Consider the following 21491-nt stretch of genomic DNA (forward strand, 5'->3'; position numbering starts at 1 on the left):
TATTAAATCGCCTTAATAAGTGTCAATCTTATTAAGATTCCGGATTTCAACTTGATAGAAGCTTTTGTTCATGCTATGTTGATAGAAAGAAATTTATTGGAGGCACCATGAAAACCAAGATTCCAGTCTGGAAAACGATTCGCTTTACCTTCAGCAATTTAACCAAGCATAGTTGGATGTATTTACGTAATTCCTTATTTTTACAGCTATTTATCTCCGTCTTTGGATTTGGATTATTATCGCTAATTTTTAAAGGAATGCTCTTTTTTGCAGGTCAAGCCAATTTAACCTTTTCAAATTTTAAACATGTTTTATTAAACCCTTGGATGATTCCTTTCATCCTTATGTACTTACTCGCGTTTGCTTTTATTTTGTTTTTAGAGTTTTCGATTCTAATTTTTATGATCTATGGAACGATTCGAAAAACACATTTTTCTTGGCGAACCAGTGTTAAAAATGCCTTTATTGAATTAAGGCAACTGCTAAACGGGAATTTTATTGCGTTTTTACTCTATTTTATAACGCTTCTTCCGATTATTAATTTAGGAGATTTAACCTTTATTTCCAAAAACATTTATATTCCTAGTTTCATAACGGGAGAAATCACCAAAACTGGGAGTGGCGTGATAATCTACACGATTTTAATTGTATTGCTCCTTTACTTTCACGCTAGAAGTTCCTTTGCAATTCCACTACAAATTCTGACAGATCAACCTTTTACTAAAAATATTCTACAAAGTTGGAAGATTACAAAAGGGAATACATGGAGACTCCTCTTTATCGTTGGTGTCGTTGAGGCTGTTTTATTCATCTTTGTTGTGGCTATTTCCTTTTTAAGTGTTGCTTTGGTATCTCTTATCAACACTGAAGGAGATAATGTTTTTCTACTCAGCAGTGTCCTCACGATTGCCAAACTTATTCAAGAGTTCATTATCATTTATACGAAAATGGCTACATTTATCGTCATGACAAAAGTGATTCACGAGCGAAAACTCGTTTCCCTTCATTTATACCAACATCTTCCTGAAGTGAAACATAAGAGAAAAATCGTCACTGCTGTTGCTCTCATTTTTGTGATTGGAAATGCGGCCTCCACAACGCTATCAACCTATGCCAAAGACGCCATGCCTGACCAAGCGATTATCGGTCATCGTGGATATACTTCAAAGGCGGTTGAAAATTCCCTTGAAGGAATTAAAGCTGCAAAAGAGGCTGGCGCTACCATGGTAGAAATGGATATCCTCCTTACCAAAGATCATCAATTCGTGGTGATGCATGATTACAATTTAAAACGACTCGCTCGTCTGAATAAACGGGTTCAAGATATGACCTTGGATGAAGTGAGGGGATTACCGATTTATCAATCGGGATTTGCTAGCCATATCCCGACCTTCGAGGAATTTTACCGAGAAGCTAAAGATTTGAAAATCCCTCTCATCATTGAATTAAAACCTCATGGGGGAGAACCTGAAAATTATGTAGACCTCTTTATCCAAAAATATAAAGAGTTAGGCATCGATTCTTCTAACAAAGTCATGTCCCTTGATTTGAAAGTGATGGAAGAACTGGAAGAAAAAGCTCCAGAAATAAATACGGGTTATGTCATTCCCTTCCAATTCGGAGGGTTTGGCAATCCAAAAGTGGATTTCTTCGTCATAGAAGACTTTTCTTATCAAGAATTGCTTGTTCTAAATGCGCAACAACAAGGACATGAAGTCTATGTTTGGACCATCAATAGTGAAGATGTCATTCAAAAATATTTGAACAGTCCTGTGAATGGGATTATTACTGATGAAGTCCAACTTGTGAAGGATTTCAAAGATGATTTTAAAAAGAATAATACGTTGATGGATCAGTTTTTACGAGCCCTCGGAATTACTTTAGTATTCAGTAAATAAATGACAAAAACAAGAGCCGCTGTGGAGTTTCCACAGCGGCTCTTCTCTATTTCAAAGCGGATGATTTATCCAATTTTTGTAACGCCGCCCATGTATGGTACAAGCGCTTCTGGAATCGTCACACTACCATCTTCATTTTGGTAATTTTCAAGAATAGCAGCAACTGTACGTCCAACTGCAAGTCCTGATCCATTTAATGTATGCACTAATTCAATCTTGCCACTATCTTCACGACGGAAACGAATTTTCGCACGACGCGCTTGGAAGTCCACGCAGTTTGAGCAAGAACTGATTTCACGGTACGTATCTTGCGCTGGAATCCACACTTCTACATCGTATGTTTTCGCTGCGGAGAATCCCATGTCTCCTGTACATAATACGATTGTACGGAATGGTAATCCTAATCCACGCAGTACATCTTCCGCGTTGTCTGTCATTTTTTCTAATTCATCGAATGAATCTTCTGGTTTCGCAAATTTCACCATTTCTACCTTATTAAATTGGTGAAGACGTATTAAACCACGAGTGTCACGACCCGCACTACCCGCTTCAGAACGGAATGATGGACTAAGCGCAGTGAAGTAAATCGGTAATTGCGCTTCGTCTAAGATTTCGTTTGCGTAGTAGTTTGTAAGTGGCACTTCTGCTGTTGGGATTAATGTTAAGTTGCGTTCGTCTGTTAATTGGAACACATCTTCTTTGAATTTAGGAAATTGACCTGTACCGTACATTGATTGTTCGTTTACCATGTATGGTGTAATCATTTCAGTATAGCCATGTTTTTCAACGTGTAAATCAAGCATGTAGTTGTAAATCGCACGTTCTAAGCGAGCTCCAAGGCCTTTGTAGTATAAGAAACGGCTTCCTGATACTTTAGCTCCGCGTTCGAAGTCTAAAATATCTAGCGCTTCTGCTACTTCCCAGTGAGGTTTTGGTTCGAAGTTGAATACGCGTGGAGTTCCTTCACGACGAACTTCTACGTTTTCTGTTTCATCTGCCCCTACTGGTACACCTTCTGCAGCTGTGTTTGGTAAGCGAGATGCGATGTATTCTACTTTTTCTTCCACTTCTGCTAACTCCGCATCTGTTGCTTTGATGTCTTCGCCGACTTGTTTCATTTCAGCAATTTTCTCTGTTACATCTTCTTTGTTGCGTTTTAGAAGAGAGATTTCTTCTGTTACCGTATTACGGTATTGTTTTAATTGTTCTGTTTTCGTGATGAGTGCGCGACGTTCTTCATCCAAGTTGCGTAACTCTTCTACTGTCGCACGGTCTACACCGCGGTTTTCTAGAGCTGTTGCCACTTCTTCAAAATTCTCACGAATGCGTTTCATATCTAACATATGTTTTCCCTCCATTTTCTGTATAAAAAAATACTCCGCCCCCGACTATTTCTAGTCTTAGGGACGAAGTAGAGTAATTGTCTTCGCGGTACCACCCGGTTTCAATGTTGCCATTGCGCTCATTTGTGAGATAACGGTTTTCTCCGGATAGCTTAATCAATGTTTTCGCTCTCGCACCGTATGTGGATTCGCTGGTCTCTCTTTGCTAGTTTTCACCAACCACTAGCTCTCTACTAAAGGATTGCAGGTACTATTCATACTGTATCATTTGTCTAAGATTGTACACGCACTAAGCAAAAAGTGCAAGCCTTTTACTGTATTTTTATTTAGAGGCTGTTGGCGTAAATACATTTTGAATTTCGCTCCATACATTTCCAAAGAAGTTTTGAACTTTTTGAACAACTTGTCCAACAAAACCTTTTGCTCCACGGACACTTTCTGTGACCACATTCGATTGCTCCACATCGTAAGCAGCTAATGCTTCTACTGTTCCGTGATCTTTACCATCCACATATCCTAGATTTTCACCTGGCATTTCAAAGGTCAATGTTCCGACCGTTTGTCCTGCTTGAACAGGCGCTTTTACTTTTCCATCTTCTGTTTTCAACTCATCTAACGGAATAAAGCCTATTTTAATTTGGCTAAGGGCTGTCCCTTTTGGAACGGCTGCAACAAAAGGTTTTCCATAGTCAACACTCAACGTTTCTTCCGTTCCACCTTCCAGAGGAATCGGCGCTAAATTTTGCACGGATTTCCCAGGAGAACCGACAATAAGTCCTTCGTACTTTTTGAACAGTTCATCTAAAAGATGTCTTGTGACTTTAAATCGGTTTAGTGGCTCTTTAGAACCCATACTCACCACAATCACAGAAAATCCATTTCTTGTTGCTGTTGTCGTAATTGAAGCTCCACCGGATTCACTCGTTCCAGTCTTCAATCCTGTTACGCCTTCATACTCAAACAAGAGCCCTGGAAGTAAGTAATTGAAGTTATCCATTTTAGTTGTTCCTGATCCATTAGGACGGAAAGTTTGAGTTGAAATCGATGAAATCTTCAAAATCTCAGGAAAATCATTCACTAAATTTTTAGCAATAATTGCAACAGAACGAGCAGACATACTATTTTCATCTTCGTCTCCAAAAGCTGGATTTTTTTCGCTGCCACCATATTTATTCGGTAATCCTGTTACATTAATAATTGTCGCGTCCTTAATGCCCCACTCGTTTAATTTTGCTTTCATTCGTTCAATCCAATTTGCCTCGGAACCACCAATATATTCGGCAATTGCAAGAGTGGCTGCATTGGCTGAATAAATCGAGATAGCATCAAAAAGTTCTTTGATTGTATATTTTTCATTTGGCCATAGTGGCACATTGGATAAATTATAATTGGCACTTAATTGATTTGCTCTGGCACTAATTGGGATTTTTGTTTCCCAAGTGATTTCTCCTTTTTTTATCGCTTCTAAAATTAAATATTGTGAAATCATTTTACTCATTGAAGCAATTCCACGAACTTCATCTTGATTTTTTTGCATCAAAATTTTTCCACTCGTTTGCTCGATTGCAATGTAGCTTTGTACATCTTGAATCGCAGCTGCTTCTTCTTTTTCTTTTGCGGCATCTTGCGCATAAATAACTGGCGTGAAACTCGCTGCACTCATAGCAAAAACGCTAAGGGCACACACGAATTTTTTCATCCATTTACGAGGACCTTTCATGTTTTTATATCTCCTAAATCTCTCAAATCTGCTTACTCATGTTACCGAAAAAATAAAGGAAAAACAATGGTAATCTGATTAATCTTTTATTACAAAATTGCGCTTATTTTTAATCTCATATTCGCTTTCTGTTCGAGGAAAAAATATTATTGTATCCACATCAACAATGGATGCCCTTCCATCTTTTAATAAGAAAAAAACACAAAAAGAAAAGTGTTTTTTTCTTGTTGTGTTTTCTTTAAAATCCTTTATGTTTTTCTAGAAATTGTTCTTCTTCTAATGTCGATTTTCTTCCTAAAATTTGATTTCGATGGGGATATCTACCAAATTGTTCAATAATCGCACGATGAGCCAATTCATATTTTTTTCGACGTTCTAATCCTGGTTCGTCAAACCATTTTGCTGCCCAATCATGAATCCACAAGGACTCCGAATGCATGAAAGGCATCACAAGAAATCCTTGCTCCTCTATTGTCAATTCCTTCCAATAAGGTAAAGTTTCCTGTGCAAGCACTAGTGCTAAAGAATCCGCAGCAAAAGCTTTTGCATTCTCACGAAACATATTTCTTGAGAATTGATCCAGAACAATTATTTCGGCTAGACGACCTCGCGGAGTCTTGCGCCAGTGAACCGTTTCGCCTGAAACGATAGCCTCATAAGCGGGAAGAAATCTCGTTCGAATTTCTTCATCAAACTCCTCCGATTTTTTAAACCAATCTGAAGGGGCACATTCTTTAAACCAGAACTCTAATACTTCTTGGGGCGAAACAATCATTATCCAATCGCTTCTTTCTTCGTTTTTTCATCTAGCTGATCGTTCATTCTTCCGTATTTATAGCCTTGCAAATCGACAGTTACAAATAAGAAGCCTAACTCTTGCATCATCTGATTAATCTCTTCGTGATTTTTAACTAATTTTTCAATTTGGTCTGCCCCTACTTCAATACGAGCCAAATCTTGATGCACGCGAACACGTACCGGTTCAAATCCACGTTTTGCAAAATATTCTTCCGCCTTAAACACCGCTTCAACTTTTTCAGGCGTAATACGAGTTCCGTAGGGGAAACGAGAAGCTAAACTGCAAGAAGGAGTCTTATTCCAGTTCGTCACTCCGGCACGTTTGGCTAATTCACGAATTTCTGATTTATATAATCCAGCTTCTTGCAAAAGACTACGCACGCCTTCTTCATTACGCGCCTTCACACCGGGACGATAATCGTTGATGTCGTCCATAATTAATCCATCTGAAAGAACTGTAAAACCTTCTCCTTCCACATTCTTTTTGATGGTTTGGTAGAGCATTTTCTTACTGTAATACCAACTATTCGGCGTGTTTGAAGCAATGTGCGAATCGGATAACTCTTCCATTTCAAGTCCTAATACACGAGCACCCATTTCTGTTCCTAAATCGATTGCTTCACTAAACTCTCGGTCAGAAAACAATTCCGAGTTCACGACTGCCGCAATCACATTGTCACGTCCTAGAGTATCCACTGCAATCTTCAATAAATAGCTACTATCGATTCCTCCAGAATAGGGAACTACAATTTTCCCCACTTCTTTTAACAATTCGCGTAATCGTGCTTCTTTTTCATCCATTTTTTGTTCCTTCTTTCTATCCTAAAAGCTTTCTCGACCTGTAAATTCTTCCAAGTATGCTTTATCTAAAATTAGTAATTTCTGGTTATGAATTTCAACGACGCCTTCTTCTTTTAAATCATGAATAATGCGGTTTACGCTATTACGAGTAGAGATTCCACAAAAGCCAGCAATATCTTCATTCGTAACATTAAAATCGATGAGGATTCCATCTTCTACTTCCACGCCAAATTGATTCATCAATTTATATAGGAAGGAACAGACCGCCCCTTTTTTCCCATTCATCGTCATATATTGCAATGATTCAATGGTTTCAGACAATTTATTCCGGTAATATTCCCGAATATAATCTTGTAAGTGTTTATCATCTCTTACGTATTCCCAAAACTTAATGCGAGGAATACGGTAGAAAGTTGCCTCGTCGCTCTCAATGCGTACGTTAAAAGGTGCTGATGTATAGTTAGAAACTTCGTCACGAACAAGTGAAACGATATCCACGGGCGTAACGTACTCTAAATTAAACTCCCGACCATCTTTCATAATGATACTAGTCTTCACTACCCCATCAATTAATACATAAGTATAGGCTTGTTCTAAACCACGGTATGCCAGGTACATGTGTTTTTTCTTCTTAATAATAGGGGTATTTTCTTTCTCTAAAAAATCGATTAAGTATTTTTCACTGTTCAAATTGAACACTCCTCTAAGACAATTTCCTATACACACTATTATCATCTTACCACGAAAATATACGTTAACAAATGTTACTAACCTTTGAGACTTCTGCTAAGAGTTATTTGAGTATACTTATAATCGTCAAACAAATTAAAGGAGATGTTATCATGGTTGAAATTAAACTACCTTACGACAAAAAGACAATTACTGCTGTAATTCCTGACAAAAACTTTGCTGGATTACTTGAATCAAAAGCGGAAAACTACCACAATCCACTTTCTGAACAAGAAACAGTGGAAAAATCAATAGATAACCCAATTGGTAGCAAAACTTTAGAAGAATTAGCAAAAGGTAAAAAAGATATCGTATTAATCAGTTCTGACCATACACGTCCAGTTCCTTCACATATCATTACACCAATCATTTTACGTCGTATCCGTAGTGTAAACCCAGACGCTCGTATCCGTATTTTAGTTGCGACTGGTTTCCACCGTCCTTCAACTCGTGAAGAGTTAATTAACAAATACGGTCAAGAAATCGTGGACAACGAAGAAATCGTAATGCACATTTCTACAAACGACGAAGACATGGTTAAAATCGGTCAATTACCTTCAGGTGGTGACTGCATCATCAACCGTATCGCTGCTGAAGCAGACTTATTAATCGCTGAAGGATTTATCGAAAGCCACTTCTTCGCTGGATTCTCTGGCGGACGTAAATCTGTTCTTCCTGGGGTTGCTTCCTATAAAACAATTATGGCAAACCACAGTGGTGATTTTATCGATTCAGAAAAATCACGTACTGGTAACTTAGACCACAACCCAATCCACGAAGATATGTTATACGCAGCACGTACTGCAAACTTAGCCTTCATCGTAAACGTTGTATTAGATGGTGAAAAACATATCATCGGTTCATTTGCCGGAGACATGGTTGAAGCCCACAAAGTAGGTTGCGAATTCGTTCGTGAATTAGCTCATGTAACTAAAATTCCTTGCGATATCGCCGTTTCAACAAATGGTGGTTTCCCATTAGACCAAAACATCTATCAAGCTGTTAAAGGAATGACTGCTGCTGAAGCAACAAACAAAGAAGGCGGCGTGATTATCATGGTTGCTGGATGTCAAGATGGTCACGGTGGTGAAGGTTTCTACCGTAACTTAGCAGACGTTAAAGATCCTAAAGACTTCTTAGAACAAGCCATTAACACTCCAAGACTTGAAACAGTTCCAGACCAATGGACTTCACAAATCTTAGCGCGTATTCTAGTGCATCACCATGTAATCTTTGTATCTGACTTAGTTGAACCAAGTCTTATCACAAACATGCATATGGAATTAGCGAAAACATTTGACGAAGCTCTTGCACGTGCCTTCGAACTTCAAGGAGCAGACGCAAAAGTAACAGTTATCCGCGATGGATTATCTGTCATCGTCGAAGATAAATAATATGAAGCAAGAAGAAATCCTACAACAAGTTAAAGATGGACGCCTCTCAGTCGAAGAAGCGTCCACCCTTCTAAAAGGGATTGAAGACATTGGGTACGCGGCCATTGATCTTTCTCGCCAAAAGCGCAATGGATTTCCAGAAATCATCTATGGTGAAGGAAAAAACATTGAGCAATTAATTGGCATCATCACGGCAATGAACGAGCATAAAACAGCCATTCTTGCGACACGAGTGAACGCTGAAAAAGGTGAAGCTCTGTCACAGGCTTTCCCTGAGGGTATCTATGAACCTCTCGGACGTACCTTTGTCCTTAACCCAATCGCACCCAAACATGAACACTACATCGCAGTTGTTACAGCTGGTACAAGCGACATTCCTGTTGCCGAAGAAGCGGCTGTCACTGCTGAGACATTCGGAAATCACGTCAAACGTATTTACGACGTCGGAGTTGCGGGGATTCACCGCCTCTTCAATCGTCTCGAAGACATCCAAGGCGCTAGCGTCGTAATTGTCATCGCCGGAATGGAAGGTGCTCTTGTCAGTGTTGTCGGTGGGTTAGTAGACGTTCCTGTAATTGCCGTTCCAACCAGCATCGGATACGGAACGAATCTTCAAGGCGTGACGACTTTACTCAGCATGCTGACTTCTTGTGCAAGCGGCGTTACTGTCGTAAACATCGACAACGGTTTTGGTGCAGCCTATTCAGCAAGCATGATTAACAACATTCGAGGAGGACTCGCATGAGCACATTATATTTAGAACCATTTTCTGGGCTGAGCGGTGATATGCTAAATGCTCTTCTACTCGATTTAGGAGCCGACCGCAAGCATCTAGAAGAAGCCCTTAAGACCCTTTCGCTCGACGGTTATCATCTTCATGTAGACCGCATCGCGAAAAGTAGTATTTGGGGAACAGACTTCGATGTGCATATGGAACATGGTGAAAAAGACCATGGCATCGCTGGTGACTTTGATCATCACCATCATGACCATCACCATGAGCACGAACATACACATGAACATGCTCATTCACATGCGCACGAAGAACACACACATGCACACACGCATGAACATTCACAGCCACACGATCATCATCATGACCACGAACATACTCACGACGGTCATTCTCATAAGCATACACATAGTCATCATCACCATCACGGAGAAGTTCGTGGGTTGAAAGAAATCGAAACGATTATTCTTTCAAGTGGTGTCAGTGACTTTGTAAAAGAAAAAAGTTTGGAAGTATTCCGTGACATCGCACAAGCGGAAGCGAACGTACACCAAATGCCTGTGGAGGAAATTCACTTTCATGAGGTTGGCGCAACAGACTCTATCATCGACATCATGAGCTTCTTCATTTTGTGGGAAACACTCGACATCGATACGGTTTACAGCACTGCTGTCACAGAAGGTAGCGGAACAATTACCGTTGCACACGGAGTCATGCCTGTACCAGTACCTGCTGTAATGCAATTAAGACTTGGAACTGCCATTCCATTCTCACAAGACTTTGACATTCATACAGAGCTTGTGACACCAACCGGCCTCGCTCTCTTTAAGGCCATCCGCCCAGTATTTGCACAACCTTCAAATCTAACTGCTACAAAAGTCGGTTATGGTTTTGGGAAACGTGACACGGGTAAATTCAATGCGTTACGCGGAACACTCTTAGAGAAAAGTACACTTTCTCATCGAGTCGTGACTTCCCATAACGATGAAATCATTCAAATCGATACAACCATCGATGACCAAAGCGGTGAAGAGCTTGGCTACATCATGAGCCTTTTATTAGAGGAAGGCGCGCTTGATGTGCATTACACTCCCGTTTACACAAAGAAAAACCGTCCGGCAACACATCTCACGCTTCTCATTCAAGAAGGAGACCTCGAACGGTTTACAGCCATTTTATTTAAGCAAACTTCAACCATTGGCTTTCGTTATCAAAACGTCCAACGTAAAGTCATGACTCGCACTTTCCAGACGCAACAAACGAGCCTCGGAGCGGTGAAGGTAAAGAAAAACCAATACGGTACTTTTACAAAATCAACCTTAGAATATGAAGACTGCGCCAGAATCGCCCACGAAACAGGATTATCGATTCAAGCCGTCTATCAACAATTAATAAAAGAATTACATTAAGGAGAATCAACCAATGGATCAAACATTTATGCATTTATTATTATCAGAATTTATGGGAACTGCCCTCATGATTATCTTCGGGGTCGGCGTACACTGTGATGACGTCTTGAAGAAAACAAAATACGCTGGATCAGGTCACTTATTCGCCATCACAACATGGGCATTCGGTATCACTGTTGCTTTATTTATCTTCGGTGGTGTAAGTATCAACCCTGCGATGGCGCTAGCTAAAGTTGTTTTAGGAGTACTTCCTGCAGAACAATTCATTCCAATCGCAATCGCTGAATTCTTAGGCGCATTTGTTGGTGCGGTAATCGTATGGTTCATGTACGCAGACCACTTCACAGCTTCTGAAGGACTTGTTGATGGCGTTGCAATCCGTAACATCTTCTCAACAAACCCTAACTGCCGTAACTTACCACGTAACTACTTCGTCGAAGCATTTGCAACTTTCATTTTCTTAACAGCAATCTTAGCAACTGAAAATGTAAACAAAGAATTATTACCAATCGTGGTTGGTTTAATCGTATGGGCTGTCGGTATGGGTCTTGGAGGTACAACTGGATTCGCGATGAACCAAGCTCGTGACTTAGGACCTCGTCTTGCTTACCAATTATTACCAATCAAAAACAAAGTCAATAACGACTGGCAATATGGATTATTAGTACCTGGTACTGCTCCATTCGTTGGTGCTGTATGTGCTGCATTCTTCGTTCGTTACTACTTAGGTTACTTTATGTAATATTTAAAATAGAACTATTAAACCCGTGTGGATGTCTTCTACTTCATCCACACGGGTTTTTGATTGTCATCAATACTATTCTGTTTTTTTCTTCTCATCGGCTTTTTGCAACGTCGGTTCTATTTTAAATTCTGAGAAAACAAATGTATTAGTTTCCACTTTACCAGTGTAATAGCCCTCCGAGTCAATCTTATCAATTGTAATCTTAATATGAAGACCTTTCTTTCCAGTATCATACGCTAATGTTGGTGCTAAAAATACTCTTTTCCCATCTTTTTTCATCTGAATATAGAAATTCCCAATCTTATCTGTATCCTTAGAAATCGCAACAGCCCCCTTCGTACGTGACTGCCCTCCGATTAATGTGATAGAAACACGATCCGTTGCACCAGTACTATCAGAATCTCGAAATTCACCAATAATAATTTCCTCAATTTCCTTATCCGTATTATTAATAATCTCATAGCTAAATTCCGCATTGGCATTCTCATTCGTGAAAAAGACACGAATGGCTAGCCATGAACAGACTGCCATTAGCAGAATGATTGCTGCGCTTGCGACCCATTTCCCCACAGACCATTGTTTTAGATTGTATGTCATTTCTTATCCCTCCTTCTAAATCAGGTGCTTTTCAATTCGAATTATACCTCTACTTTTTTAAAACACAATACCCTTTAATTATTTTTACAAATACAAAAACAAAAAACAGCCGACTATTTCTAGTCAGCTGTGTTGTGTTTACTTGCATCGATAATTTTCTTACGGTAATCCTTGTTCCGTCTTAGCGTGAAATAGTCTGGAACGGGATCTTGGCCACCTCTTATAAATGGATGGCATCTGCAAATGCGTCCACAACCCATCAATACGCCTTTTAGCGCGCCATGCTTTTCAACCGCCTGAATCGTATAGCTCGAGCAGGTTGGTCTGTAGATACATGAAGGCGGGAATAATGGAGAAATCCACTTTTGATATCCTCGCACGAGTGCAATCATGATTTTTTTCATCTCTATACTGCTTTCTTAATTAATGAATCTGAAGAAAGCTTCTACTCCTTCTGCTGCAATTACTGTATAAACGTATAATGTGACTGGTTTTGCGATTAAACAAATGGCCACGAATTTCTTAAAGGTCATATGACTAAGTCCTGCCACCATACATAGGAAATCGTCTGGGAATCCAGGAAGGACCATTGCGCCAAAGAAGAAGCGCTCGAAATGCTTTCCTTTGTCTAAATAACCGATGTATTTATTGTACGTATCATCATCCACGAACGCCTTCGCCAATGTCTCCCCATAGCGACGAGCCAACCAGAAGTTGATACAAGAACCAATCATGATCCCCACAAAGTTATATACCCACCCGTAGAACGGCCCAAATACAATATGTCCGATGACACAGGTTAGGCCTCCAGGAATAATCGGATATACCACTTGAGTAATTTGAATAATAATAAAAATAAGAATGCCGACCCAACCCGAATTCGCCACACTTTGTTGGAAAGGCCCATCAAGTGCAAAATAATCATTTTTTGCGACTAGCCATCCTAAAATAATGGTTAAAATAATCCCGATAACGGTCACGATTCGTATAATTTTACGATTTAATTCGATTGCTTTTGATGTATCCACAATGAACTCCTTAAACTATTGATAGTTGCATTATAACAGACAAACTTAAAAAATCCTTCGAAAGTTTCTTACGTTTTGCTTAAGATTCGTGATTTTCTAGGTTCCACGGTTTTACAACGGTAATATGATCCATTAATGCTTCTTGGCGTCCTAGTTGCTCTAGACGTGCCTTACGACGTTCTTCGTAGCCACTGCAGATGAACTTCTCTTCATCTGTTTCTGGAATGATGGCATCTACCGTAAAATCTGTTTCTCCTTCACGAGGAAGTGCCACAAATGTCCAAAAGCTTGTCGCCGCTAAATAGCGTTCGCCGTTTAACACATCTTCTCCGACCACTTTACAGAAGACTTCCACACTCTTCTTCCCTGTTCCTGAGATATACGTTTCTACGCAGACAGAATGTCCTAATGGAAGTGGTTTTAAATAGTTCATCGCGTCCACCGATGCCGTTACTGCAAGACGACGGCAATGACGGGAGACCGTAATCGATGCACAGTCATCAATAATTCGCGTTAAATTTCCTCCGAATAGTGTGTTATGCATATTCACATCGAATGGGAAAATTCTACGCGCTTGAATCGCACGAGTTTGGCTACATGTTTTAGATTGCATTTTCTTAGCTCCTTGGTTGTTTTACTGTTCTATTCTAACATGAAACCAAAATGCGTTCAAAGACACTCAAATTATGGCTTCTATGAATCCTCTGGATTTTTGATAATAGCTGTAACGTTGCACCGGTGAGAGCCTTAAGTCTCTCACCTTCAAAGCCTCAAAGAGGGCGTATGGAATAAATTCCAACGCCCTCTTATTCGTTTTGATGCATATTCACGTTACTGCTATTATAAAATCCGAGGATTCTCCGAAACCATATTATAAGTGTTCTTCTCTCTTCCCCGAATAAAAGCAATATCCACATACGTTATTTTTTCTTTGCGCGTTTGGCTTCGTGAATCAGTTTCAATGCTCTCTTTCTTGTTTTGATATTTGGGCTCTTCATTTGACGATATGCTGTTGCTAAATCTTGTTTCATAACATACACCTCCTATTATTTCTCTCGTAGTTTACCAACTTGCTTTTTTAATACCAGGAATTAATCCTATATGCGCTAATTCTCTGAATTTAATACGTGACAAGCCAAATTTACGCATATATCCTCTTGGTCGGCCATCTGTTTGATCACGAAACTTCAATCGGTTCGGATTTGAATTTTTAGGCAGTTTTCTTAGTCCGTCAATGTCTCCAGCTTGCTTCAAGGCATAACGTTCTTCGGCGTAACGTTCGATGAGCGCTTTTTGTTTTTCATACTTTGCAATTTTAGATTTCTTTGCCATTTTCTTCTCTTCTTTCTAAATCGTAATTGTTACGTTTTAAATTGTATCAATTGTTTCCTTTAAAATCAAGTGGTTTATACCAATAAAAAAAGAGAGCCTTTTTCAAAGCTCTCCTTCAAATCGTATTTATTTAAAATTAGTCAATCCCAACTTCTTTACGAACAACGTCAGCAATACGTGTTACGTAGTCGTGAACGAGTTCATCCGTTGGTGCTTCAACCATAACACGAACAAGTGGCTCAGTACCACTTGGACGAACAAGCACACGTCCGTTTCCATCCATCTCAGCCTCTACAGCATCGATGACTTCTTTAATCGCTGGAACTTCCATCACACCATTTTTATCGCTCACACGAATGTTTACTAATTCTTGTGGGTATGTTGGTACTTCACTGGCTAATTCGCTTAATGATTTGCCAGTTTGTTTCATAACATTCATTAATTGAATTCCTGAAAGTAATCCGTCGCCTGTAGTGTTTAAATCAAGGATAATAATATGTCCTGATTGTTCCCCACCGAAGTTGTAGTTGTTTTTGCGCATTTCTTCAACCACGTAACGGTCACCAACTGCTGTTTGAAGAGCAACCATTCCTTCAGCTTCTACCGCTTTATGGAATCCTAGATTACTCATAACGGTTGATACGATTGTATCTTTACTTAAAGTCCCTTGGTTCTTGAAGTGTTTACCAAGGATGAACATGATTTTATCGCCATCAACGATTGTTCCATTTTCATCCACTGCGATACAGCGGTCGCCATCCCCATCAAAACTCAAACCGATATCTGCTCCCGTTTCTTTTACGAACTCCACTAAGGCTTCTGGATGTGTTGACCCAACGCCATCGTTAATGTTCACGCCGTTCGGTTTATCACCCATTGTGTGGAAGTCTGTGTCTAAGTCAGCGAATAAACGCGTTAACATGGAAGCTGTTGCTCCATTTGCGCCGTCTAAAGCAACTTTCATCCCTGATAGAGAATCAACCGTATTTTGTAGGAATTGGCTGTATTTCAATGTTCCTTCTAAGTATTCATCTACTGTTCCTAATGCGTCTGTAGAAGGACGTGGTAATGTGTCTTCTTCGGCATCTAATAATGCTTCGATTTGCGCTTCTGTTTCATCTGTTAGTTTAAATCCATCTCCCCCGAAGAATTTAATTCCGTTATCTTGAGCAGGATTGTGGGATGCTGAAATCATAACCCCAGCTACAGCGCCTTGTACTCGTGTTAAATAAGCTACCCCTGGAGTAGGAATCACACCAAGTTGCATGACTTCAATCCCAACAGAGAGTAATCCAGCGATTAAAGCATGCTCTAATAATTGACCAGAAATACGAGTGTCACGCCCCACTAATACGCGTGGATGTGCATTTCCTTCTGCTTGTTGTAATAATACATAACCACCATAACGGCCTAGTTTAAATGCTAATTCTGGTGTTAATTCTGCGTTAGCTACGCCACGAACACCATCTGTTCCAAAATATTTGCCCATAAATTTCTCCTTTAGCCTTATCTGGCTTGTGTTGTCTGTTCTTGTGTCGTTGTTTGCTCTTGTGTTGTTTCGGACTCTTTAGTTGTTTCTCGTGAATCCAAAATACCATGATCTACCACCGTAATAGTGACCTCAACTGCTTCTGGGGTAATACTATTGACACCAGATGGTAGTGTTAATGTTACTGTTTTTTTCGTGGTTTGAGTCACGTTGCTCACATCTACCACTACTGGAATAGCTGTAATTTGATTTAAAATCGATTGAGCTCCTAAGATTGTAACTTGCTTAGTAGTAGAATTCAATGAATATGAATAACGTGAAGTACCACCAGTTGTCGTAAAGACAAGAGGGACTGTTTTGGAGCTAGAAGAAATTGGCACTCGAACTTGTACACGTTCTGGCTCAATTTTCACTGCAACAGGTTTTCCTGTGGCATCCAAAGCTTGTAGTTGTGCTGTAGTCGTATAGTCTGATTTTGTCCCTTCAGGAATCGTAACTTTTGCGACTACTTTTTCCACTTGATTTAAAATCGAATCCGCAGCTTTGACTGTAACTGTTCCCGGAGAGGTCAAGCCATCTCCAACTTGATAGCCATTGCCAATACTTGAAGAATCAACCGTTACATTAACAGGGAACTCTTTAGTATTCTTCTTCTCGATGGTAATTTCAACACTTTCTGGTGAAACAATACCAGTCACTCCAGTTGGAAGTCCTGATACTGAAAGAGAAATCGTATGCTTTCCTTCCCCTAACTCTGTTAAATTTGGCGTAGTCACTTTGTACGAACCATTGCTAGATGTGCTTAAAATCAAACTGCTTGGTCCTTCAAGACGTAAAGCAACAGAATCTGGCAAGCCTGTTACCGAATATTCTTCACTGTTGATATCCACATAAATTGGCACATTTGTAATCGTGTTTGAACTTGATTGTGGATTTAATGTGCTGGAACGCAATCCGGAATTAGAGTCTTTAGCTAAAATAAATAGAAAGATACTTAGAATTAAAGACATCAACATGAGAAATGATTTTTTATTCATCCAATTAGCCATTCGAACGACCCCCTTTAAAGAGTGCACGTATCCAACGAACGACTGCTGGATCCATCTCATCGTCTCCTTCTACCACTAAATGTTGCGACAAGACGTGAATTAATTCTTCAGAAGAAAGCTCTCGGTGTAATTTTTCGCGAATCGCTACACTCACTTTCCCCGTTTCTTCAGAGATGATAATCGTAATCGCATCACTCACTTCACTTAAACCAATCGCAGCACGGTGACGTGTTCCTAACTCTTTTGGAATCATCATGTTCTCAGACAGCGGTAAATAGCAGGCCGCTGCAGCAATATGATAATCACGAATAATCATTGCCCCATCATGTAATGGTGTATTTGGAATAAAAATATTCGTAATCAATTGATTAGAAATCTCAGAGTGAATCGGAATCCCAGTATTAATAAATTCTTCTAGAGAATTCCCTTGTTCAATCGAAATTAGAGCTCCAATTCTTCGTTTTGCCATATATTGAATGGCTGTATTCAACTCATTAATCATAATTTCTGCTTCATTGGCACTTTCTGATTTGCGTGAGAAGAAATTCGAACGTCCGATATGTTCCAATCCACGACGAATCTCTGGTTGGAACACAATCAAGGCAGCCACAACCCCCCACTGAATCACGAAGTTCATAATCCAGTCTAAAGTAGTTAGCCCAAGGAAAAAACTAATAAATTTCATTGCGGCAATTGCCGCAATTCCTTTCATTAAATGAATCGCCCTTGTTCCTTTAATAATCACTAAAATATTATAGAGAATGTACCAAACAATCAAAATATCAATCAGATTGCGAAAACTCCCCCATGAAAATAAACTATTCCAATTTATTTGCATAAAGTTAACCTCTCTTCCACCAATATGTACCTTTCTATTATAGCACAGATAAGAGCTAAACGAAAAAAAGCGCGGATTTTAATGAAGACATTCGTTAACTTCTTCTGTTTTTCCTTAGGGGGAAAAATAAAAAACGTTCTACCAAGTTCGATGATAGAACGTTTTATGATTTTTATTCCCCTTCTGTCTCTGTATTCGCAATGTAGTAAGAATACCCACCAGTCACTGCTACCACCACTACTAGAATCATCGTAGCTACCAAAATTGCAATATTATTTACCATAAAGATTGCTGTTAAAATCATTAATATTCCAGCAATAATAGAAGCAAAACCAAAGAATCGTTGTGTTTTTCGGAAAGCTACATCATTATTTTTTAGCCATGACGCACGGAATCCAAAGTATTTTGTATTGTCTTTAATCTTAGGAAAGAGATTTCCAATCAGGATAAAGAAAATCCCAAGGATGAATGTCAAAAAACGTCCTATTTGTGTCCCAATCGTCACTCCATTTAAAAACAACCAAAATTGAAAATAAGCAACAACATTCAGCAATAGCAGAACTAACCAACTAATAGAACGAGCGGTTTTCACATTCCCCCCTGTTAATTTAGGAGAAGTGCTAGCAATACGAATGATAAATCCAACAATGGCCACAATCACCGGATATATTAAAATCGTAAACCGATTGGCGGTGCCGGTAACATTTCCAGAAAAGTCGAAATTAGATACAATGGTCTCCGGTAAGAACCACACCACCACTAGAGCCACAACGAGTGGTGCGAACATCAATGCAATATAAGTATATTTTTTTATTTGTTTTACTTGTTCCATGTTATTTTCCCCCAATAATTTGATTGATCCATACAATCGCTTCATCCAGTACGGTCAAATTCAATTCATAATAAATAAAGTTTTTATAACGTGTTTCGTAGATTAAATCTGCTTGTTTTAATTTTCTAAGATGATAAGACAAAGCTTGCGGCGTCATCCCAATTAACTCCGCTAAATCACCTGTATTGGTCTTCCCTTTACGCAGAATTTCTAAAATTTGACGGCGCGTTTCGTCCGAAAGAGCAGACATTACTTCATTAACAGCCATCTCCTCAACTTCTTTCTATTTAAATTTATCTTTAAGTAGATTATACTCCTGAGGGATGTAAAATGCAACACCTATTTAAAATATTTTTTAATAGATTTTCGTGTAAAAGAAAGATGATACCTATGATTTCTTATGGATTGGTTTATCATCGCGGTAATAAACCAATCCGTAAGTTCCTTCGGTATCATCTTTTTAAACTTGTTCTTCTCCTGAGAGTGTATCTGCCACTAAAGTGCGTCACTTAAGCGTGCGAACTCTTCAATTGTCAGTGTTTCTGCACGTCTAGTTGGGTCGATACCTGCTACTTCTAATGCAGCAGCTAAGCTTTCTTTTGTATGGCTATTTCCAACGTAGGCTTTAGCTAAATTATTCCATAGCGTTTTACGACGTTGCACGAAACTGTTTTTCACGAGTGCGAAAAATTTCGCTTCGTCTTTCACTTCCACAAGTGGTTTTTCGCGACGTTTTAACACCAGAATCGCAGAATCCACATTTGGAGCTGGATTGAAGACCGTCTTCGGCACGATAAATCCAATGCTTGCCTCGCAGAAATATTGAATCGCAATCGTCAAGGATCCATACGCCTTCGAATTTGGCTCAGCCGTCATTCGTTGCGCCACTTCTTTTTGCATCATCATCGCAAAACCATCGATTGGTAATTTTGATTCCAATAAATTCATAATGATTGGCGTTGTAATATAGTACGGCAAGTTGGCCACGACTAATAACGGCTCATTAATGTCGAAATGCTCTCCGATGACTTGCTCCAAGTCGACGTCCAAGATGTCGCTATGAACCACCGTTACGTTATCGTATGGAGCCAATGTTTCATCGAGCACTGGCAACAAACGGCCATCGATTTCAAACGCCAGCACTTGTTTGGCTTCTCTTGCTAGACGTTCGGTCAACGCACCAATCCCTGGTCCGATTTCAATGACGTTTGTCGTTTTGTCGACTCCCGCCACTTCTAGCATACGCGTTAAAATATTCGGTTCAATTAGGAAATTTTGCCCTAGACTCTTCTTCACTGTTAGCCCATGACGTTCCATAATCTCGCGCGTTCTTTTCGGCGTCGCGATATCCTTTATTTCATTCATGTTTGTCCTCATTTTCTAAGACAGCCTCAAGTGCCGTCCTTAATTGTTCTTCTGTAATACCAAATAATTGTAATCTTTTCGCGAACTGTTTTCCATTCGTATGGCCAATTTTTAGAAAATCCGCCACCGCTTGACGTCTTGTTGCTGAATCTGGTCGTCCGACAAACCCAAGCGCCATCAGGGTTGCCTGCGAAATCACTGGTTCTCCCGTTACTGTTGAAATCTCATGCACCGATTCGAGTGCTCGCTGAATCGCTTCGGTACTCGCGTGTTCCACCCCTAGACTCTTATGATTGTCTTTTCTGACGGCTTCTTCGCGTTCGATAAAGGCATGTTTCACTCCAGGTACGTGCTCTTGAATGATGTTACGAATACGAGTCCCCGGATAATCAGGGTCCGTAAAGACAATCACTTCACGCGTTTGCAGCGCCTTTTGTATGAGCGCAATGGTTTCTTCGTCAATTGCCGAACCGTTTGTTTCAATCGTTTCGATATCCGGATAGATTTCTCTCAAGCGTCTTGTATCGTCTCGCCCTTCTACGACAATGACTGGATTCATAACAAGCCTCTTTCTTCCATGCGGAATAGCTTGATAGCATTTTGTGTCGTTTGATGGGCCACTTCTTCCCAAGCAAGGCCGCGTTCTTTGGCAATCGTTTCAACGACATAGCGCGTATATCCAGGTTCGTTTCTCTTTCCACGGTAAGGAACGGGTGCTAAATACGGCGCATCAGTTTCCACTAACATACGGTCGAATGGAACTAATTTTGCACATTCACTAACTTGTGGCGCATTTTTAAAGGTCGTCACACCGCTAAAGGAAATATGCATGCCTAAATCTAAGAAACGCTTCATAAATTCCATGTCCCCATTATAACTATGCATAATGCCTCCGATGTCTTGAATACCTTCTTCTTTTAGAATCTTGTAGCAATCTTCTGTCGCATCGCGGTTATGAATCACAATCGGTAATTTCATTTCTTTGGCAATCGCGATTTGGCGTCGGAACACCTTGTCTTGTTCCTCAGGCGTTGAATCTTTCCAATAGTAATCGAGTCCCATTTCCCCCATCGCTACCACTTGTGGATGCGTCAAACGTTCCTGTAGCCAATTTTCTATTTCTTTATTGTATTGATAGGCTTCAGTTGGATGCCATCCGATAATCGAAACCACTTCTTTGAACTCTTCACTGAGCTCTAGACTTCGCGTAATTGTATCCGTATCGAAACCCACCACCGCAAAGCGCGTCACTGCCAGTTCCTTTGCACGCGCGATAACCTCTTTTTCTTCTCCTTTAAACGCAGATACATTTAAATGCGTATGCGTATCAAAAATATTAAACATTATTCCACGCCCTTCGTTACTATCATAATTATATTAGTCATTAAATT

General features: G+C 39.8%; 24 protein-coding genes. 5 read left to right on the top strand and 19 right to left on the bottom strand.

Annotated features, from left to right (window positions below; translation table 11 throughout):
* Positions 1-107 precede the first annotated feature (107 nt).
* A complete protein-coding gene (locus HMPREF3106_RS00215; RefSeq protein WP_070443617.1) occupies positions 108-1898 on the top strand; it encodes a glycerophosphoryl diester phosphodiesterase membrane domain-containing protein in 1791 nt (596 codons plus the stop codon).
* Positions 1899-1963: 65 nt separating this feature from the next.
* On the opposite strand, the gene serS is transcribed toward HMPREF3106_RS00215, so the two are convergent.
* From serS to HMPREF3106_RS00240, 5 genes are all read right to left on the bottom strand, one after another.
* Positions 1964-3241, bottom strand: coding sequence for a serine--tRNA ligase (serS, locus tag HMPREF3106_RS00220; protein WP_070443620.1), 1278 nt, complete (start codon positions 3239-3241; stop codon positions 1964-1966).
* 322 nt (positions 3242-3563) lie between these two features.
* Positions 3564-4961, bottom strand: coding sequence for a serine hydrolase (locus tag HMPREF3106_RS00225; protein ID WP_070443623.1), 1398 nt, complete (start codon positions 4959-4961; stop codon positions 3564-3566).
* A gap of 238 nt (positions 4962-5199) precedes the next feature.
* The gene (locus tag HMPREF3106_RS00230) at positions 5200-5736 is read right to left on the bottom strand and encodes a DUF924 family protein (protein ID WP_049555653.1); all 537 of its coding nucleotides are present in this window, start codon (positions 5734-5736) and stop codon (positions 5200-5202) included.
* On the bottom strand, positions 5736-6560 hold the full coding sequence (gene larE, locus HMPREF3106_RS00235) for an ATP-dependent sacrificial sulfur transferase LarE (RefSeq protein WP_049555654.1): 825 nt from the start codon (positions 6558-6560) through the stop codon (positions 5736-5738). The genes HMPREF3106_RS00230 and larE overlap by 1 nt, the downstream gene beginning before the upstream one ends.
* Before the next feature lie 21 nt (positions 6561-6581).
* Complete coding sequence (locus HMPREF3106_RS00240; RefSeq protein WP_005606380.1) at positions 6582-7295, bottom strand: Crp/Fnr family transcriptional regulator; 714 nt, start codon at positions 7293-7295, stop codon at positions 6582-6584.
* A gap of 107 nt (positions 7296-7402) precedes the next feature.
* Here HMPREF3106_RS00240 and larA point away from each other — a divergent pair, with 107 nt between their 5' ends.
* From larA to larD, 4 genes are read left to right on the top strand one after another with little or no spacing between them, the layout of a single operon-like run.
* Positions 7403-8683 carry a nickel-dependent lactate racemase gene (larA, locus tag HMPREF3106_RS00245; RefSeq protein ID WP_070443626.1) on the top strand — a complete coding sequence of 427 codons (1281 nt, stop codon included), beginning with the start codon at positions 7403-7405 and terminating at the stop codon, positions 8681-8683.
* Between the two features lies 1 nt (position 8684).
* On the top strand, positions 8685-9428 hold the full coding sequence (larB, locus tag HMPREF3106_RS00250; protein ID WP_049555656.1) for a nickel pincer cofactor biosynthesis protein LarB: 744 nt from the start codon (positions 8685-8687) through the stop codon (positions 9426-9428).
* Positions 9425-10825, top strand: coding sequence for a nickel pincer cofactor biosynthesis protein LarC (gene larC, locus HMPREF3106_RS00255; protein WP_049555657.1), 1401 nt, complete (start codon positions 9425-9427; stop codon positions 10823-10825). Before larB ends, larC begins: the two co-directional genes overlap by 4 nt.
* 13 nt (positions 10826-10838) lie before the next feature.
* Positions 10839-11567 carry a D/L-lactic acid transporter LarD gene (gene larD, locus HMPREF3106_RS00260; protein ID WP_244266392.1) on the top strand — a complete coding sequence of 243 codons (729 nt, stop codon included), beginning with the start codon at positions 10839-10841 and terminating at the stop codon, positions 11565-11567.
* Between the two features lie 75 nt (positions 11568-11642).
* Here larD and HMPREF3106_RS00265 read toward each other — a convergent pair whose 3' ends face one another.
* The 14 genes from HMPREF3106_RS00265 to HMPREF3106_RS00320 form a co-directional block, all read right to left on the bottom strand.
* On the bottom strand, positions 11643-12167 hold the full coding sequence (locus HMPREF3106_RS00265; protein WP_049555658.1) for a hypothetical protein: 525 nt from the start codon (positions 12165-12167) through the stop codon (positions 11643-11645).
* A gap of 119 nt (positions 12168-12286) precedes the next feature.
* The gene (yidD, locus tag HMPREF3106_RS09205) at positions 12287-12571 is read right to left on the bottom strand and encodes a membrane protein insertion efficiency factor YidD (RefSeq protein WP_005606386.1); all 285 of its coding nucleotides are present in this window, start codon (positions 12569-12571) and stop codon (positions 12287-12289) included.
* A 15-nt stretch (positions 12572-12586) separates the two neighbouring features.
* Positions 12587-13195, bottom strand: coding sequence for a TVP38/TMEM64 family protein (locus tag HMPREF3106_RS00270; RefSeq protein ID WP_082160295.1), 609 nt, complete (start codon positions 13193-13195; stop codon positions 12587-12589).
* A 79-nt stretch (positions 13196-13274) separates the two neighbouring features.
* The gene (locus HMPREF3106_RS00275; RefSeq protein WP_049555660.1) at positions 13275-13808 is read right to left on the bottom strand and encodes an acyl-CoA thioesterase; all 534 of its coding nucleotides are present in this window, start codon (positions 13806-13808) and stop codon (positions 13275-13277) included.
* 307 nt (positions 13809-14115) lie between these two features.
* Positions 14116-14226 (bottom strand): putative metal homeostasis protein, encoded by a 111-nt coding sequence (locus HMPREF3106_RS09500; protein ID WP_168160678.1) that lies wholly within the window; start codon positions 14224-14226, stop codon positions 14116-14118.
* Positions 14227-14257: 31 nt separating this feature from the next.
* Positions 14258-14527, bottom strand: a complete 270-nt coding sequence (gene rpsN / locus HMPREF3106_RS00280; protein ID WP_070443628.1) for a 30S ribosomal protein S14 — start codon at positions 14525-14527, stop codon at positions 14258-14260.
* A gap of 136 nt (positions 14528-14663) precedes the next feature.
* On the bottom strand, positions 14664-16016 hold the full coding sequence (gene glmM, locus HMPREF3106_RS00285; RefSeq protein WP_005606390.1) for a phosphoglucosamine mutase: 1353 nt from the start codon (positions 16014-16016) through the stop codon (positions 14664-14666).
* A 17-nt stretch (positions 16017-16033) separates the two neighbouring features.
* Positions 16034-17065 (bottom strand): CdaR family protein, encoded by a 1032-nt coding sequence (locus HMPREF3106_RS00290; RefSeq protein ID WP_070443631.1) that lies wholly within the window; start codon positions 17063-17065, stop codon positions 16034-16036.
* Positions 17058-17903 carry a diadenylate cyclase CdaA gene (cdaA, locus tag HMPREF3106_RS00295; protein ID WP_070443634.1) on the bottom strand — a complete coding sequence of 282 codons (846 nt, stop codon included), beginning with the start codon at positions 17901-17903 and terminating at the stop codon, positions 17058-17060. Before cdaA ends, HMPREF3106_RS00290 begins: the two co-directional genes overlap by 8 nt.
* 172 nt (positions 17904-18075) lie before the next feature.
* Positions 18076-18735 carry an SdpI family protein gene (locus HMPREF3106_RS00300; RefSeq protein ID WP_070443637.1) on the bottom strand — a complete coding sequence of 220 codons (660 nt, stop codon included), beginning with the start codon at positions 18733-18735 and terminating at the stop codon, positions 18076-18078.
* 1 nt (position 18736) lies between these two features.
* Positions 18737-19003 carry a metalloregulator ArsR/SmtB family transcription factor gene (locus HMPREF3106_RS00305; protein ID WP_005606402.1) on the bottom strand — a complete coding sequence of 89 codons (267 nt, stop codon included), beginning with the start codon at positions 19001-19003 and terminating at the stop codon, positions 18737-18739.
* Positions 19004-19230: 227 nt separating this feature from the next.
* The gene (gene rsmA, locus HMPREF3106_RS00310; RefSeq protein ID WP_005606404.1) at positions 19231-20100 is read right to left on the bottom strand and encodes a 16S rRNA (adenine(1518)-N(6)/adenine(1519)-N(6))-dimethyltransferase RsmA; all 870 of its coding nucleotides are present in this window, start codon (positions 20098-20100) and stop codon (positions 19231-19233) included.
* Positions 20093-20659, bottom strand: a complete 567-nt coding sequence (rnmV, locus tag HMPREF3106_RS00315; protein WP_070443640.1) for a ribonuclease M5 — start codon at positions 20657-20659, stop codon at positions 20093-20095. Before rnmV ends, rsmA begins: the two co-directional genes overlap by 8 nt.
* On the bottom strand, positions 20656-21444 hold the full coding sequence (locus HMPREF3106_RS00320) for a TatD family hydrolase (protein ID WP_070443643.1): 789 nt from the start codon (positions 21442-21444) through the stop codon (positions 20656-20658). Before HMPREF3106_RS00320 ends, rnmV begins: the two co-directional genes overlap by 4 nt.
* Positions 21445-21491 lie beyond the last annotated feature (47 nt).

The organism is Granulicatella sp. HMSC31F03, assembly GCF_001807725.1.
GTDB classification, from domain to species: Bacteria; Bacillota; Bacilli; order Lactobacillales; family Aerococcaceae; genus Granulicatella; species Granulicatella adiacens.

What these genes read in the sequence shown, in the direction of transcription:
- HMPREF3106_RS00215 (WP_070443617.1), top strand. Translation starts at nt 108, where the DNA reads ATGAAAACCAAGATTCCAGTCTGGAAAACGATTCGCTTTACCTTCAGC.
- serS (WP_070443620.1), bottom strand. Translation starts at nt 3,241, where the DNA reads ATGTTAGATATGAAACGCATTCGTGAGAATTTTGAAGAAGTGGCAACA.
- HMPREF3106_RS00225 (WP_070443623.1), bottom strand. Translation starts at nt 4,961, where the DNA reads ATGAAAGGTCCTCGTAAATGGATGAAAAAATTCGTGTGTGCCCTTAGC.
- HMPREF3106_RS00230 (WP_049555653.1), bottom strand. Translation starts at nt 5,736, where the DNA reads ATGATTGTTTCGCCCCAAGAAGTATTAGAGTTCTGGTTTAAAGAATGT.
- larE (WP_049555654.1), bottom strand. Translation starts at nt 6,560, where the DNA reads ATGGATGAAAAAGAAGCACGATTACGCGAATTGTTAAAAGAAGTGGGG.
- HMPREF3106_RS00240 (WP_005606380.1), bottom strand. Translation starts at nt 7,295, where the DNA reads ATGATAATAGTGTGTATAGGAAATTGTCTTAGAGGAGTGTTCAATTTG.
- larA (WP_070443626.1), top strand. Translation starts at nt 7,403, where the DNA reads ATGGTTGAAATTAAACTACCTTACGACAAAAAGACAATTACTGCTGTA.
- larB (WP_049555656.1), top strand. Translation starts at nt 8,685, where the DNA reads ATGAAGCAAGAAGAAATCCTACAACAAGTTAAAGATGGACGCCTCTCA.
- larC (WP_049555657.1), top strand. Translation starts at nt 9,425, where the DNA reads ATGAGCACATTATATTTAGAACCATTTTCTGGGCTGAGCGGTGATATG.
- larD (WP_244266392.1), top strand. Translation starts at nt 10,839, where the DNA reads ATGGATCAAACATTTATGCATTTATTATTATCAGAATTTATGGGAACT.
- HMPREF3106_RS00265 (WP_049555658.1), bottom strand. Translation starts at nt 12,167, where the DNA reads ATGACATACAATCTAAAACAATGGTCTGTGGGGAAATGGGTCGCAAGC.
- yidD (WP_005606386.1), bottom strand. Translation starts at nt 12,571, where the DNA reads ATGAAAAAAATCATGATTGCACTCGTGCGAGGATATCAAAAGTGGATT.
- HMPREF3106_RS00275 (WP_049555660.1), bottom strand. Translation starts at nt 13,808, where the DNA reads ATGCAATCTAAAACATGTAGCCAAACTCGTGCGATTCAAGCGCGTAGA.
- HMPREF3106_RS09500 (WP_168160678.1), bottom strand. Translation starts at nt 14,226, where the DNA reads ATGAAACAAGATTTAGCAACAGCATATCGTCAAATGAAGAGCCCAAAT.
- rpsN (WP_070443628.1), bottom strand. Translation starts at nt 14,527, where the DNA reads ATGGCAAAGAAATCTAAAATTGCAAAGTATGAAAAACAAAAAGCGCTC.
- glmM (WP_005606390.1), bottom strand. Translation starts at nt 16,016, where the DNA reads ATGGGCAAATATTTTGGAACAGATGGTGTTCGTGGCGTAGCTAACGCA.
- HMPREF3106_RS00290 (WP_070443631.1), bottom strand. Translation starts at nt 17,065, where the DNA reads ATGGCTAATTGGATGAATAAAAAATCATTTCTCATGTTGATGTCTTTA.
- cdaA (WP_070443634.1), bottom strand. Translation starts at nt 17,903, where the DNA reads ATGCAAATAAATTGGAATAGTTTATTTTCATGGGGGAGTTTTCGCAAT.
- HMPREF3106_RS00300 (WP_070443637.1), bottom strand. Translation starts at nt 18,735, where the DNA reads ATGGAACAAGTAAAACAAATAAAAAAATATACTTATATTGCATTGATG.
- HMPREF3106_RS00305 (WP_005606402.1), bottom strand. Translation starts at nt 19,003, where the DNA reads ATGGCTGTTAATGAAGTAATGTCTGCTCTTTCGGACGAAACGCGCCGT.
- rsmA (WP_005606404.1), bottom strand. Translation starts at nt 20,100, where the DNA reads ATGAATGAAATAAAGGATATCGCGACGCCGAAAAGAACGCGCGAGATT.
- rnmV (WP_070443640.1), bottom strand. Translation starts at nt 20,659, where the DNA reads ATGAATCCAGTCATTGTCGTAGAAGGGCGAGACGATACAAGACGCTTG.
- HMPREF3106_RS00320 (WP_070443643.1), bottom strand. Translation starts at nt 21,444, where the DNA reads ATGTTTAATATTTTTGATACGCATACGCATTTAAATGTATCTGCGTTT.